At 66.3% G+C, this 14,179-nt stretch carries 10 protein-coding genes; all 10 read left to right on the top strand.

The genetic code is table 11. The features are described 5' to 3' along the window. Window positions 1–60 precede the first annotated feature (60 nt). The 10 genes from ACCQ13_RS06485 to ACCQ13_RS06440 all read left to right on the top strand — a co-directional run bounded on the left by ACCQ13_RS06485 (window position 61) and on the right by ACCQ13_RS06440 (window position 14,165). On the top strand, window positions 61–2,889 hold the full coding sequence (locus tag ACCQ13_RS06485) for a 2-oxoglutarate dehydrogenase E1 component (RefSeq protein ID WP_159406858.1): 2,829 nt from the start codon (window positions 61–63) through the stop codon (window positions 2,887–2,889). A 42-nt stretch (window positions 2,890–2,931) separates the two neighbouring features. Then, on the top strand, window positions 2,932–4,134 hold the full coding sequence (sucB, locus tag ACCQ13_RS06480) for a dihydrolipoyllysine-residue succinyltransferase (RefSeq protein WP_159406857.1): 1,203 nt from the start codon (window positions 2,932–2,934) through the stop codon (window positions 4,132–4,134). Window positions 4,135–4,280: 146 nt separating this feature from the next. After that, entirely contained in the window at window positions 4,281–5,717 is a 1,437-nt protein-coding gene (lpdA, locus tag ACCQ13_RS06475; RefSeq protein WP_104601780.1) for a dihydrolipoyl dehydrogenase, read from the top strand. Between the two features lie 151 nt (window positions 5,718–5,868). After that, window positions 5,869–6,462: an LOG family protein gene (locus ACCQ13_RS06470; protein ID WP_104601781.1), complete on the top strand. Its 594-nt coding sequence runs from the start codon at window positions 5,869–5,871 to the stop codon at window positions 6,460–6,462. A 72-nt stretch (window positions 6,463–6,534) separates the two neighbouring features. Next, entirely contained in the window at window positions 6,535–7,137 is a 603-nt protein-coding gene (locus ACCQ13_RS06465; RefSeq protein WP_167526844.1) for an IMPACT family protein, read from the top strand. Further along, window positions 7,134–8,903 carry an ABC transporter transmembrane domain-containing protein gene (locus tag ACCQ13_RS06460; RefSeq protein ID WP_159406855.1) on the top strand — a complete coding sequence of 590 codons (1,770 nt, stop codon included), beginning with the start codon at window positions 7,134–7,136 and terminating at the stop codon, window positions 8,901–8,903. Before ACCQ13_RS06465 ends, ACCQ13_RS06460 begins: the two co-directional genes overlap by 4 nt. A gap of 116 nt (window positions 8,904–9,019) precedes the next feature. Then, entirely contained in the window at window positions 9,020–9,919 is a 900-nt protein-coding gene (locus ACCQ13_RS06455) for a hydrogen peroxide-inducible genes activator (protein WP_104601783.1), read from the top strand. Window positions 9,920–10,007: 88 nt separating this feature from the next. Continuing rightward, window positions 10,008–11,696 (top strand): ABC transporter transmembrane domain-containing protein, encoded by a 1,689-nt coding sequence (locus ACCQ13_RS06450; RefSeq protein WP_104601784.1) that lies wholly within the window; start codon window positions 10,008–10,010, stop codon window positions 11,694–11,696. Beyond that, window positions 11,680–12,765: an efflux RND transporter periplasmic adaptor subunit gene (locus ACCQ13_RS06445; protein WP_159406854.1), complete on the top strand. Its 1,086-nt coding sequence runs from the start codon at window positions 11,680–11,682 to the stop codon at window positions 12,763–12,765. The genes ACCQ13_RS06450 and ACCQ13_RS06445 overlap by 17 nt, the downstream gene beginning before the upstream one ends. Then, window positions 12,762–14,165 (top strand): TolC family protein, encoded by a 1,404-nt coding sequence (locus ACCQ13_RS06440; RefSeq protein WP_104601786.1) that lies wholly within the window; start codon window positions 12,762–12,764, stop codon window positions 14,163–14,165. Before ACCQ13_RS06445 ends, ACCQ13_RS06440 begins: the two co-directional genes overlap by 4 nt. The last annotated feature ends 14 nt before the right edge of the window (window positions 14,166–14,179 follow it).

Here is a 14,179-nt window from a genome sequence, read left to right as displayed (position 1 = left end):
AAGGCATCTTGCCCTGCCGCTTCCGCACAATCATCCCCACAGCAGACCCGACTTACCATCGTGGATAATCTCCTAAAGCAGTTCGCGCAGTCATCGCAGCTCGCCGGCGGCAACGCCGCCTACATCGAGGATCTGTACGAGCAGTACCTCGTCGCCCCGGACAGTGTCGATCCGAAGTGGAAGAGTTATTTCGACGGTTTCCAGGGTCGCGATGCCGGTGACGTGCCGCATTCGGCCGCCATCGCCCATATTCTCACTGCCTCCAGGCAGGCCGCCAACGCCGGCACCGGCGCAGCGGCCAGCGACGAGCGCGAGCGTAACGTCGGCCGCCTGATTACCGCCTACCGTGCGCGTGGCCACCTGGGCGCGCAGCTGGACCCGCTCGGCCTGACCCCTCCGGTCAACCCGCCCGATCTGGACCTGCCGTTCCACAGCCTCTCGCAGGCGGATCTGGACAGCGAGTTCAGCACCGGTGGCGTCGGCGGCCAGCCGCGCATGAAGCTGAAGGACCTGCTGGTGCGCCTGAAGGCGACCTACGCCAGCACCATCGGCGCCGAATTCATGCACATCCAGGAATTCGACCAGCGCCAGTGGATCTACAAGCGCCTGGAAGATGCCGGCGGCAAGATCGCTGGCGACGCGGCCAGCCGCAAGCGCACCCTGGAGCGGCTCACCGCCGCCGAAGGCCTGGAGCGCTACCTGCACACCAAGTACGTCGGCCAGAAGCGCTTCTCGCTGGAAGGCGGCGATGCGCTGATCCCGATGATGGACGAGATCATTCGCCAGTCCGGCAACGATCAGGTCAAGGACATCGTGATCGGCATGGCCCACCGCGGCCGCCTCAACGTGCTGGTCAATACGCTGGGCAAGAACCCGCGCAAGCTGTTCGACGAGTTCGAAGGCAAGTTCGAGCATGCCCATGACGACCGCGCGCACACCGGCGACGTCAAGTACCACATGGGGTTCTCGGCCGATATCGCAGTCGGCAGCGACAAGCAGGTGCATCTGGCACTGGCGTTCAATCCCTCGCACCTGGAAATCGTCGATCCCGTCGTGGTCGGCAGCGTGCGTTCGCGCCAGGAGCGCTTCGGCGATGCCGAGCGCAAGACCGTGCTGCCCATCCTGATCCACGGCGATGCCGCCTTCGCCGGCCAGGGCGTGGTGATGGAACTGTTCCAGATGTCGCAGGCGCGCGGTTTCGCGGTCGGCGGTACCGTGCACATCGTCATCAACAACCAGATCGGTTTCACCACCAGCACCCGTGACGACGCGCGTTCCACGCTGTACTGCACGGACGTCGCCAAGATGATCGGCGCGCCGGTCTTCCACGTGAACGGCGACGACCCGGACGCGGTGATGTTCGTGTCCAAGCTGGCTTATGAATTCCGCCAGCGGTTCAAGAAGGACGTGGTCATCGACCTGGTCTGCTACCGCCGCTGGGGCCATAACGAGGCCGACGAACCGGCAGCGACTCAGCCGGTGATGTACCAGACCATCCGCAAGCACAAGACCACCCGCGAGCTGTATGCCGCCAAGCTGGAAAGCGACGGCGTGCTGAGCGCCGACGAGGCCAAGGCGCTGGTGGACGGCTACCGCAACAAGCTCGATTCGGGCGAATACACCACCGAATTGGCCAAGCGCAAGCCGGACGAATTTGCCATCGACTGGTCCAAGTACCTGGTCGGCACCGCCGCCGACCCGGTGGATACGCGCGTCCAGCGCGAGCAGCTGGACCGCCTGGCCAAGCTGATCACCACCATCCCCGAAGGCGTCGAGCTGCATGCGCGCGTGGCCAAGATCTACGACGATCGCGTCAAGATGGCCGCCGGCGACCAACTGGGCGACTGGGGCTTCGCCGAGAACCTGGCCTATGCCACGTTGCTGGCCGAAGGCCACAAGCTGCGCCTGGTCGGCCAGGACGCCGGTCGCGGCACGTTCTTCCACCGTCACGCGATCCTGCATGACCAGAAGACCGACAACTATTACCTGCCGCTGCGCCAGCTGGTGCAGAACCCCGAAGACGCCACCGTCATCGACTCGCTGCTCAGCGAAGAAGCGGTGATGGGCTTCGAATACGGCTACTCCACCACCGACCCGAATGCACTGTGCATCTGGGAAGCGCAGTTCGGCGACTTCGCCAACGGCGCGCAGGTGGTCATCGACCAGTTCATTGCCGCTGGCGAAGCCAAGTGGGGGCGTATCGCAGGCCTGTCGCTGTTTCTGCCGCATGGTTACGAAGGGCAAGGCCCGGAGCACAGCTCCGCACGCCTGGAGCGCTTCCTGCAGCTGTGCGCGCTGGAGAACATGCTGGTCTGCGTACCGACCACCCCGGCGCAGTGCTTCCACATGATCCGGCGCCAGATGCGCATGACTACCCGCAAGCCGCTGGTGGTGATGACGCCCAAGTCATTGCTGCGCCACAAGCTGGCGGTGTCGAGCCTGGAAGAACTGGCCGACGGGCAATTCCAGCATCTGATCCCGGATGCCAAGGCCGAGGCGGCCAAGGTCAAGCGCGTGGTGCTGTGCTCGGGCAAGGTCTACTACGACCTGCTCGAAGACCAGACCAAGCGCGGCCAGGACGATGTTGCCATCGTGCGCATCGAGCAGCTGTACCCGTTCCCGCGTGCGCAGCTGGCGGCCGAGCTCAAGGGCTATGCCAATGCCACCGACGTGGTGTGGTGCCAGGAAGAACCGCAGAACCAGGGTGCGTGGTACCAGATCCGTCACCACCTCAACTTCTGCCTGGCCGGTGGTCAGAGCCTGCATTACGCCGGCCGCGCCCGTTCGCCCTCGCCTGCCGCTGGCCACATGGCCGACCACATCGCCGAACAGCAGAAGCTGGTCGCCGATGCGCTCATCAATCCGTTCAACGACCAAGTCGCTGAATAACTCCTCTTCCCCAAAGAACGAAAACCCTAGGACGCTCCCCGAATGGCCACCGAAGTCAAAGTTCCGGTACTGCCCGAATCCGTTTCCGACGCCACCATCGCCAGCTGGCACAAGAAGGCCGGCGAAGCGGTCAAGCGCGACGAGAATCTGGTCGACCTGGAAACCGACAAGGTCGTGCTGGAAGTTCCTTCGCCGGTCGATGGCGTACTGAAGGAAATCAAGTTCGAAGCCGGCAGCACGGTCACCAGCAACCAAATCCTGGCAATCATCGAAGAAGGTGCCGTGGTTGCTGCCGCGCCGGCCGAAGAGAAAAAGGCTGCTGCGCCGGCTGCTCCTGCTGCAGCGGCGGCGCCAGTTGCCGCCGCCGCGCCGGCCGCCGCGTCCAAGTCTGCTGCAGATGCGCTGCCCCCGGGTGCGCGTTTCTCCGCGATCACCCAGGGCGTGGATCCGTCGCAGGTCGAAGGCACCGGCCGCCGCAGTGCGGTGACCAAGGAAGACATCGTCAACTTCGCCAAGGCCGGCGGCGTGGGCAAGGCGTCGGGCGCCCGGCCGGAAGAGCGCGTGGCGATGACCCGCGTGCGCAAGACCATTGCCAAGCGCCTGATGGAGTCCAAGAACTCCACCGCGATGCTGACCACCTTCAACGAAGTGAACCTGGCCAAGGTGTCGGCCGCACGCAAGGAGCTGCAGGACGAGTTCCAGAAGGCCCACGGCATCAAGCTCGGTTTCATGAGCTTCTTCGTCAAGGCCGCTGCCAACGCGCTGCAGCGCTTCCCGCTGGTCAACGCCTCGATCGACGGCGACGACATCATCTATCACGGCTACAGCGACATCTCGATTGCCGTCTCCACCGAAAAGGGCCTGGTCACGCCGGTGCTGCGTAACGTCGAGCGCCAGTCGTTCGCCGACGTCGAACAGGGCATCGCCGACTACGCCGCCAAGGCGCGCGCCGGCAAGCTGGGCCTGGATGACCTGCAGGGTGGCACCTTCACCATCACCAATGGCGGCACCTTCGGCTCGCTGCTGTCCACCCCGATCATCAACCCGCCGCAGAGCGCCATCCTGGGCATGCACGCGATCAAGGAACGTCCGATCGCCGAGAACGGCCAGGTGGTGATCGCCCCGATGATGTACCTGGCGCTGTCCTACGACCACCGCATCATCGACGGCAAGGATTCGGTGCAGTTCCTGGTCGACATCAAGAATCAGCTGGAAAACCCGGGCCGCATGCTGTTCGGTCTGTAAGCGCCGGGAATCGGGAATGGAGAGTCGGGAATGGGACAAGCACCCATCGACCGCTCCATTCCCGCCTGGACCTGGATGGGACGCGACAGGCGCATGCGCTGCTGCGATTCCCCATTCCCTATTCCCCATTCCCGTGAGCAAATGAAATGAGCGAACAATTCGACGTCGTCGTCATCGGTGCTGGTCCGGCCGGTTATCACGCCGCCATCCGCGCGGCCCAGCTGGGCATGAAGGTCGCCTGCATCGATGCGGCACTCGGCAAGGACGGCAAGCCCGCCCTGGGCGGTACCTGCCTGCGCGTGGGCTGCATTCCGTCCAAGGCGCTGCTGGATTCCTCGCGCCAGTTCTGGAACATGGGTCACCTGTTCGGCGACCACGGCATCAGCTTCAACGACGCCAAGATGGACGTGCCCACCATGATCGGCCGCAAGGACAAGATCGTGAAGCAGTTCACCGGCGGCATCGCGATGCTGTTCAAGGCCAACAAGATCACCCCGTACTACGGCTTCGGCCAGCTGCTGCCGGGCAATATCGTCAAGGTCACCCAGCACGAAGGCGGCGAGATCGAGCTCAAGGGCACCAACGTGATCCTGGCGGCCGGTTCGGAATCGATCGAACTGCCGTTCGCCAAGTTCGATGGCGACACCATCGTGGACAACGTCGGCGGCCTGGATTTCACCGCCGTGCCCAAGCGCCTGGCGGTGATCGGCGCTGGCGTGATCGGCCTGGAGCTGGGTAGCGTGTGGAAGCGCCTGGGCGCCGAGGTCACCATCCTCGAAGCGCTGCCGGACTTCCTGGCGCTGGCCGACGCTGAAGTGGCCAAGACCGCGCTGAAGGAATTCAAGAAGCAGGGCCTGGATATCAAGCTGGGTGCCAAGGTCGGCAAGACCGAGATCACCGGCAGCGGCGATGCCAGGCAGGTGGTGCTCAACTACACCGACGCCGCCGGCGAGCAGACCCTGACCGTGGACAAGCTGCTGGTGGCCGTGGGCCGCAAGGCCGCCACCAAGAACCTGCTGGCCGACGGCACCGGGGTCAAGGTCACCGACCGTGGTCAGATCGAGGTCGATGGCCATTGCCACACTGGCGTCGACGGCGTGTGGGCGATCGGCGACTGCGTGCGCGGCCCGATGCTGGCGCACAAGGGCTTCGAGGAAGGCATCGCGGTGGCCGAGCTGATCGCCGGCCTGCCCGGTCACGTCAACTTCGACACCATTCCGTGGGTCATCTACACCGAGCCGGAAATTGCCTGGGTCGGCAAGACCGAGCAGCAGCTCAAGGCCGAAGGCGTGGCCTACAAGGCTGGCAGCTTCCCGTTTGCGGCAATCGGCCGCGCGGTGGCCATGGGCGAGCCGGCCGGCTTCGTCAAGGTGATCGCCGATGCCGAGACCGACCGCGTGCTGGGCATGCACCTGGTGGGCGTGGGCGTCTCCGAGCTGGTGCACGAAGGCGTGCTGACGATGGAATTCAACGGCTCGGCCGACGACCTGGCACGTATCTGCCATGCGCACCCGACGCTGTCCGAAGCCATCCACGACGCCGCGATGGCGGTGAGCAAGCGCGCGATCCATAAGGCTAACTAAGCCGGGAATCGGGAGTGGGGAATTGGGAATCGTAAGAGCGTTCCCATCACCTCACTCCTCATGCTGACGCCGGACCTAGGTCCGGCGTCATGCGTTCTGGCTTCTGTATTTGCTTCGACCCATTCCCTATTCCCAACTCCCGATTCCCCCCATGAAAAGCCTCTGCGTCTATTGCGGCTCCAATGCCGGTAACAAGCCCGCCTATGTCGAGCGCGCCACGGCGCTGGGTCAGCGCATTGCTGCGCACGGCCTGCGCCTGGTCTACGGTGGCGGCAATGTCGGGCTGATGGGCACGGTGGCCAATGCGGTCCTGGCGGCCGGCGGTGAAGTGACCGGCGTCATTCCTCAGCAACTGGCCGATTGGGAAGTGGCGCATCGCGGGCTGACCACGCTGGAAATCGTCGGCTCCATGCACGAGCGCAAGATGCGCATGTTCGAACTCTCCGATGCCTTCGTCGCCCTGCCCGGTGGCTTCGGCACCATGGAAGAGATTTTCGAAATGCTCACCTGGCGCCAGCTCGGCATCGGCAACAAGCCCTGCGCCTTTCTGGATATCGAGAACTTCTATGCGCCGCTGATCGGCATGATCGATCGCATGGTGGAAGAGCGCTTCCTGCACCCGGACCAGCGCACCGACCTGTGGTACGGCAGCGACATCGCGCAGATGCTGGAATGGATGCAGCACTACACGCCGGCCCAGGCCTCGAAATGGATCGACGAGAAGCGTCGCTCCACGCTGGTATGACCGGTCGCCGGCGCCCGCAACAGGGCGTCGGCGATCACGCCGCCGCAATCGGTGCCACCACCCCGCAGTACAATGGCGGCGATGCCAGAGACCCTTGCCGCTGACGCGCACCACAGCCTGGACATCAAGCACAGTCGCTTTCTGGCCCACGCCTGTGCACTGGATGCTTCCGCACAGGCACTGGAACTGGTGCAACGCGTGGCGGTCCCCGATGCCACCCACAACTGCTGGGCCTACCGCTTCGGGCAGGAATACCGCTCCAGCGATGATGGCGAGCCCAGCGGCACGGCGGGCAGGCCGATCCTGGCGGCGATCGATGGCCAGGGCCTGGATCGCGTCGTGGTGGTGGTCACCCGTTGGTACGGCGGCATCAAGCTCGGTGCCGGCGGGTTAGTGCGCGCCTATGGCGGCGCTGCGGCCGAGTGCCTGCGGCTGGCGACGCGACGGCCATTGATCGCACTGACGCAGCTGGATCTGCACTGTCGGTTCGACGACCTGGGGCTGGTGCATGCCGCCTTGGTCGCCTTCCATGCCGACAAGCTGGACGAGCGTTTCGATGCCGATGGCGCAGCCTTGCGCGTGCAATTGCCTGCAGATCAGCTTGCAGGCTTGAAAACCCGCCTGTGCGACGCCAGTCGCAACCGTGTCCACCTCTCAACACCGGAAGCCGCATGAACCAGCCAGCCGCCGCCAGGCCCAACCCGTTGCGGAAGCTTGGCAGCCTGCGCGCCCTGTGGCCGTTCGTGCAGCGCCAGCGCGGATTGTTTGCCGCCTGGCTGATCGCGCTGGCGATTTCCTCGGCGGCCACGCTGAGCCTGCCGGCCGCGGTCAAGCGCATGATCGACCACGGCTTCTCCGGCGGGGCGCAGATCAACCAGGCATTCGCCCTACTGTTCGTGGTGGCGGTGGTACTGGCACTGGCCACCGCGGCACGGTTCTACTTCGTCTCGCTGCTGGGCGAAAAGGTGGTCGCCGACCTACGTGGCCGCCTGTATGCGCATCTGATCGGGCTGGACGCCGGCTTTCACGACCGTAGCCGTAGCGGCGAACTGGTGTCGCGGCTGTCGGCCGACAGCGAACTGCTGCGCGGCTTGATCGGCACCACCATGTCGGTGGCGTTGCGCAGTACAGTGACGGTGGTCGGCAGCATGGTGATGCTGTTCGTCACCAGCCCACGTCTGGCCGGCTTCACCCTGATCGGCATCCCGCTGGCGGTGCTGCCCATCGTGCTGGGCGCGCGCCGGCTGCAGAAGATCTCGCGCGCCAGCCAGGACCGCGTGGCCGATGCCAATACGCTGGCCGCCGAAACCCTGGGCGCGGTGCGCACCGTGCAGGCGCATGCGCGCGAGCAGTACGAGAGCCAACGGTTCAGCCAGGCGCTGTTGTCCGCCATCGACACCGCACGGCTGCGGGTACGTACCCAGGCAGGCGTCACCGCCGTGGCGATCATGCTGATCTTCGGCGCCATCGTCGGTGTGCTGTGGCTGGGCGCGCACGATGTGGTGTCCGGGCGCATGACCCCGGGCACGCTGGGGCAGTTCGTGTTGTACGCGCTGATCGGCGGCGGTTCGGTCGGGGCATTGGCCGAGGTGTGGAACGAACTGCAGCGCGCCGCCGGCGGCATGGGCCGCGTCGGCGAACTGCTCGACGAACAGTCGGTAATCGTGGCACCGGCCACGCCCACGCCGTTGCCGCAGCCGCTGCATGGCGCGATCCACTTCGACCAGGTGGTGTTCCATTACCCGCAGCGCCCCGCTGCACCGGCGCTGGATCACTTCGACCTGCATGTCAGCCCCGGCGAGACCGTGGCCTTGGTTGGCCCCTCCGGCGCCGGCAAGAGCACGGTGTTGTCGATGCTGCTGCGCTTCCATGACCCGGTGAGTGGCCGCGTGCGCATCGACGAGGTGGACCTGCGCGACACCGACCCGGTGCGCTTGCGCGAACACATTGCGCTGGTGCCGCAGCAACCCACCCTGTTCGCCGCCAGTGCCGCCGACAACATCCGCTACGGCAGGCTGCAGGCCAGCGACGCGCAGGTGGAAGCCGCCGCTGCGGCTGCCGAAGCCGATGTCTTCATCCGGGCGCTGCCGCAGGGCTACGCCAGCGAGCTGGGCGAGCGCGGCACGCGCCTGTCCGGCGGCCAGCAACAACGCGTGGCAATCGCGCGTGCCCTGCTCAAGGACGCGCCGATCCTGCTGCTGGACGAGGCCACCAGCGCACTGGATGCGCAGAGCGAACGCGCCGTGCAGCAAGCGCTGGATCGGCTGATGCAGGGCCGCACCACCCTGGTCATCGCGCACCGCCTGGCCACCGTGCTCAAAGCCGACCGCATCGTGGTCATGGATGCCGGCCGCATCGTTGCGCAGGGCACCCACGCACAGCTGATCGCAGAGGGCGGCCTGTATGCGGAATTGGCGCGGCTGCAGTTCATCGATCAGTGACGCTGATTGGTGACATCGATTAGTGACGCCTGGCTGACGCGCCGGCGGCCGCTACGCGGCGTTCACCCACCCGCCACCGATGCTGCGCTTCCGCCACTGCCTGCACGGCTGAACCCATGCCCCGCCCCAAGACCACGCTTCGCCAACTCAGCTACTTCGTCGCGCTGGCCGACACCGGCAGTTTCACCCGCGCGGCAGAGCAGATGGGCGTGTCGCAGCCGTCGCTGTCACAGCAGATCCGCGCACTGGAGACCATCATCGGTACACCGCTGTTCGAGCGCGGCGTGCCCGCCATCCTGACCCCGCTGGGCCGCGACCTGCGCGACCGCGCACGCGGCATCCTGCTGGACGTGGCCGACCTGGAAGAGCTGCGCGCCACCTCGGCCGACACCTTGATCGGCACCATCCGGCTCGGCGTCTCGCCCACGCTGGGCGCCTATCTGATGCCCAGCCTGGTGGCGCGCCTGCATCGCGAGCACCCGGCGTTGCGCGTGCACGTCCGCGAAGGCTTGCCGAACGTGCTGGCCAACGACCTGGCCAATGGCGTGCACGACCTGGTGCTGGTGCAACTGCCGATGGCCGGCCGCAACCTGCACAGCGAACGGCTGTTCCGCGAGCCATTGCACGTGACCATGGCCGCCGATCACCCGCTGCGCAGCAAACGCCACATCACCCCGGCCGACCTGCGTGGCGCCAACCTGCTCACGCTGATGCCGGACTACCGCCTGGCCGAACAGATCAGCGCGATTGCGGTGGACGTCGGCGCCAATGTCCTGCGCGATTACGAAGGAACGAGTCTGGATGCGATCCGGCAAATGGCCGGCATGGGCATGGGGCTGGCGCTGCTGCCCGACCTGTACGTGCGCCAGGAGATCCGCGAAGGCGACGACGTGGTGGTGCGTCCGATCAAGGGAGGACGCTATTACCGCGAGATTGGACTGCTCTGGCGGCAAGGCGCCGGCCGCGCGCCCGCGTTCGGGCTGATCGCCGACTTGCTGCGCGCGGCAGCGGCATAGGAAAATCCTATGCGGTGGATAAGCGGTTCGGCCTTGTTCTGTTGCCGCAACTCGTCAATGCTTGCTTGAAATCAACAGTGGAAGGAACATGGCGGCAAAGCAGATCGGATGGCGGGAAGCGGCGGGCTGGCTGGCGGAGATCGTCGGGCCGGACATGCCGTATGTGCGGCTGGCCCTGGTGTACGGCATCGCGATTAGCCTGCTGTCGCTGGCGACCCCGATCTCGGTGCAGCTACTGATTAACAGCGTGGCCAATATCGCCCTGCCCACGCCGCTATGGACACTGTCCGGCCTGCTGCTGGGCCTGCTGCTGCTGGTGGCCGCCCTGAGCGCGATGCGGGTGTGGGTCATGGCGTTGTTCGAGCGCCGGCTGTTCGCGCGGGTGGTGGCCGAGATCACGGTGCGGGCGGTACACGCCCAGAACCCCTTCTTCACCGACCAGAACCGCGGCGACATGTTCAACCGCTACTTCGACCTGGTGGTGGTGCAGAAGGCTGTCCCCAGCCTGGCCGTGGGCGCCTTCACCATCGTGCTGCAGTCGGCGGTGGGGCTGATCGTCACCAGTTTCTACCATCCGTTCTTCCTGGCCTTCAATGCGCTGCTGTTGCTGGTGATCTTCTCGATCTGGATGATCTGGTCACGCAGTTCGATCCGCACCGCAGTCGACCTGAGTCACGCCAAGCACAATGCCGCACACTGGCTGGAAAGCGTTGGCGGCTCCAATGGTTTCTACAAATCCAGCCGCCACCTCAACTTTGCGATGGAGCGCTCCGAAGCGGTGACGGCGGCCTATGTGGCACGCCATCGGCGTCATTTCCGCTACACATTCACCCAGACGCTGGCATTTCTACTCACCTATGCGGTGGCCAGCGCGGCGCTGCTGGCGCTGGGCGGCAGCCTGATCCTGCGTGGCGAATTGTCGATCGGCCAGCTGGTGGCGGCCGAGCTGATCCTGAGCGCGGTGTTCTACGGCATCGCGCAGTTGGGGACCTACCTGGATACGTTCTACGACCTGGTGGCCAGCGCAGAGGAATTATCGCTGCTGTACGCCATCCCGCAGGAGCGCGCGGTGGCCATTGCTGGCAAGACCCCGCGCAACAGCGACGTGCGCCTGGATGGCGTGGTGATCGAAGGTGCGCGCTTCGATTTCGCGCTGGAGGCCGGCGAGCAGCTGGTCACGCTGGCATCCGGTGGCGCCGAACGTCTGCTGGCGATGGTACTCAAGCGCCATGAGGTCCCGGAGCGCGGGCTGGTGATGGTGGGCGGCGCCGACATGGCGACCTTCGACATGTACCTGCTGCGCTCGGAAGTCACTGTGCTTGATCGCCCCACCATCGTGGAAGTCACCATTCGCGAATACCTGTCGATGGCCTCGCCGGACGTCAGCTCCGAGAGCATGCTCGAAGCGATCGATGCGGTGGGCTTGCGCGCCCGCATCGCCGCACTGCCGCAGGGCCTGGATACGCGCCTGGCGGCCTCGGGCTACCCGCTGTGGATCGGCGATGTGATGGGCCTGAAGCTGGCCAACGCCTTGCTGGTACGCCCGCGGGTGCTGATGCTGTCGCAGCTGTTCGACCTGATCCCCACCGAACGCCTGGCGGCGGTGCTGCGCCGGCTCAAGGACGCCGGAACCACGGTCTTGCTGTGTACCGGCCGGCCGGAAGACATCACCCTGGATGGCTGGTTCCGGCTGGAGCCTGGACACCAGCAACGCTACGCCACGCGGGCGGAACTGATCGCATCGGCACAGGAGGCAGGCAATGCAATACGCCACTGACCGCATGCTGCACTTCCCCACCCTGTCGGCCATGCGCCCGCCCAGCATCGCCAAGGTGCTGGCCTGGATGCTGCTGATCGGCATCGTCATCTGCAGTGCCATCCTGGCGTTGGTGCCCTGGGTACAGACCGCCAGCGGCAAGGGCCAGGTGGTGGCGCTGGATCCGGACGACCGCCAGCAGCAGGTCACCGCGTTCGTGCCCGGCCGGGTGGAACGCTGGTACGTGCACGACGGCCAGCATGTGTCCAAGGGCGATCCGATCGCCCGCGTGGGCGACCTGGATCCTGACCTGCTCACCCGCCTCGCCAGCGAACGGGCGCAGGCGCAGGCCGAGATCGCCGCCCTCCAGCAGTCGCGTGCAGTTGCCAGCATCGACGTGGAGCGCAGCCGGCAATTGCTCGCCGAAGGTCTGGCAGGCCGCCGCGACTTCGAGCTGACCCAGATCAAGGTGGCCGAAGCCGATGCCAAGCTGGCCGAATCGCGCGCCAAGCTGACCCGCATCGACATCCAGTTAAACCGCCAGTCCGCGCAGTTGGTGCGCGCCCCGCGCGATGGCCGCGTGCAACAACTCAACGCCGCCAGCGGCAGTGCGATGGTGTCGCCAGGCACCGTGCTGGCGGTGATCGCGCCCGAGCGGGTGGAACGCGCGGTCGAGCTGTACATCGACGGCCGCGACGTACCGCTGATCCGTCCCGGCCGCCCGGTGCGGCTGGAATTCGAAGGCTGGCCGGCGATCCAGTTCAGCGGCTGGCCGTCGGTGGCGCACGGTATGTTCGACGGCCGGGTGCGCGCCATCGACCCCAATGCTGCGCCCGACGGCGTGTTCCGCATCCTGGTCGAACCGGCGCCGGGCAAACCGGCCTGGCCCGCCCAGGAATTCGCCCGCCAGGGCGGCAAGGTGCGCGGCTGGGTGCAGGGCGAGACGGTGAAGGTGGGCTACGAACTGTGGCGCCAGCTCAACAATTTCCCATTGGAATTCGGGCAGCGCCCCGCAGCGGGCATGCAGCAGGATGGCAAGGCCAAGCCAGCCGCCGGCAAGACCGAAGAAGACGCGACGGGCAAGAAATGAGGCATCGTCTTGTTGTCTTGTTGATCGCACTCTGCCCCGGTGCGGCGTTCGCCCAGGCCGCGCCACTGACCCTGGACGAGGTACTGCAATCCTCGGCGCGCTCGGCGCCGCAGATCGTCGAAGCGCTGGCCAAGGTCCGCCAGGCCGAAGGCAAGGGGATCTCGGCCGACGGCGCCTTCGATACCGTTTTCGACATCGAGGGCCGCTCGCGCGAGGCCGGCTATTACGACGGCAGCACCATCGAAACCGGCGTCAAGCGGCCATTCGAGACCAATGGCGGCTATTACTACGGCGGCTACCGCTCCTCGCGGGGCGAGTTTCCGATCTACGAAGACAAGTCCTACACCGACCGCGGCGGCGAAGTGAAGGTCGGCGCGCTGTACGCGCTGCTGCGCGACCGCGTCGTGGACGAGCGCCGCACCCGTCGTAGCGTGGCCAGCACCGACATCGACGTGGCCCAGTACGAAGCGCAGATGGTGGCCATCGGCGTGCAGCGCCGCGCGGTGGACGCCTATCAGAGCTGGGTCGCGGCCGGCCTGAGACTGCGCGCCTATCGGGACCTGCTGGAGCTGGCCGAGCGCCGCCGCACCGCGATTTCCCGGCAGGTGACGCTGGGCGCACGTCCCACGATCCTGTTGACCGAGAACGACCAGAACCTGGTGCGTCGCCGCGCGCTGGTAGTGCGCTCGGAGCAGGACTTCGCAAGCGCCGCCAATGGCTTGTCGCTGTATCTGCGCGACGATGCCGGCATGCCGCTGACGGTGACCGCCGAACGCCTGCCGGCCGATACCTCCGCGCTGGAAGGGCTAGCCGGCGCCAGCAGGATCACCGCCCCGGTGGAGCGGCCCGATTACCGCGCCGTGCTGACGCGCATCGACCAGGCCACTGCGCGGCTGATGCTGGCGCAGAACGACCTGAAGCCGCGCCTGGATGTCAGCGTCGAGGTCAGCAAGGACTTCGGCCCGCCCGGCGTGGGCGGCCCCAACCGCTCGCCCACCGATGCCATCATCGGCTTCCGTTTCAGCGTGCCGTTGGAGAACCGCGCCGCCAAGGGTCGGGTCGCCGAAGCGCGCGCCGAGATCGAAGCGCTGGATCAGCGCAGCCGTTTCCTGCGCGACCAGATCTCGGTCGAGGTGGAATCGGTGGTGATCTCGCTCACCGCCGCCGAGCGCCTGGCCAAGATCGCCGATGAGGAACGCAGCCTGGCCGACCGCCTGGCCGAAGCCGAGCGGCGGCGCTTCGAGCTGGGGTCGGGCGACTTCTTCCTGGTCAACCAGCGCGAGGAAACCGCCAACGATGCCCGCGTGCGCCTGGTCGATGCACAGGCCCGTATCGCCTCGGCGCGTGCCGAGCTGGCCGCGGCTACCGCCGACCGCGATGCGCTGCGACTGAGCCGCTGAGGGCGGCGAATTGC

This window comes from Xanthomonas sp. NCPPB 1638 (assembly GCF_041475635.2).
In the GTDB taxonomy this organism is placed as follows: domain Bacteria; phylum Pseudomonadota; class Gammaproteobacteria; order Xanthomonadales; family Xanthomonadaceae; genus Xanthomonas; species Xanthomonas cucurbitae.
The sequence above is the reverse complement of the archived record's forward strand: the minus strand, read 5'-3'. Positions and strand labels throughout refer to the sequence as shown.

Coding starts and splice junctions, on each gene's coding strand:
- sucB (WP_159406857.1), top strand. CDS start 2,932: ATGGCCACCGAAGTCAAAGTTCCGGTACTGCCCGAATCCGTTTCCGAC.
- lpdA (WP_104601780.1), top strand. CDS start 4,281: ATGAGCGAACAATTCGACGTCGTCGTCATCGGTGCTGGTCCGGCCGGT.
- ACCQ13_RS06470 (WP_104601781.1), top strand. CDS start 5,869: ATGAAAAGCCTCTGCGTCTATTGCGGCTCCAATGCCGGTAACAAGCCC.
- ACCQ13_RS06465 (WP_167526844.1), top strand. CDS start 6,535: ATGGCGGCGATGCCAGAGACCCTTGCCGCTGACGCGCACCACAGCCTG.
- ACCQ13_RS06460 (WP_159406855.1), top strand. CDS start 7,134: ATGAACCAGCCAGCCGCCGCCAGGCCCAACCCGTTGCGGAAGCTTGGC.
- ACCQ13_RS06455 (WP_104601783.1), top strand. CDS start 9,020: ATGCCCCGCCCCAAGACCACGCTTCGCCAACTCAGCTACTTCGTCGCG.
- ACCQ13_RS06450 (WP_104601784.1), top strand. CDS start 10,008: ATGGCGGCAAAGCAGATCGGATGGCGGGAAGCGGCGGGCTGGCTGGCG.
- ACCQ13_RS06445 (WP_159406854.1), top strand. CDS start 11,680: ATGCAATACGCCACTGACCGCATGCTGCACTTCCCCACCCTGTCGGCC.
- ACCQ13_RS06440 (WP_104601786.1), top strand. CDS start 12,762: ATGAGGCATCGTCTTGTTGTCTTGTTGATCGCACTCTGCCCCGGTGCG.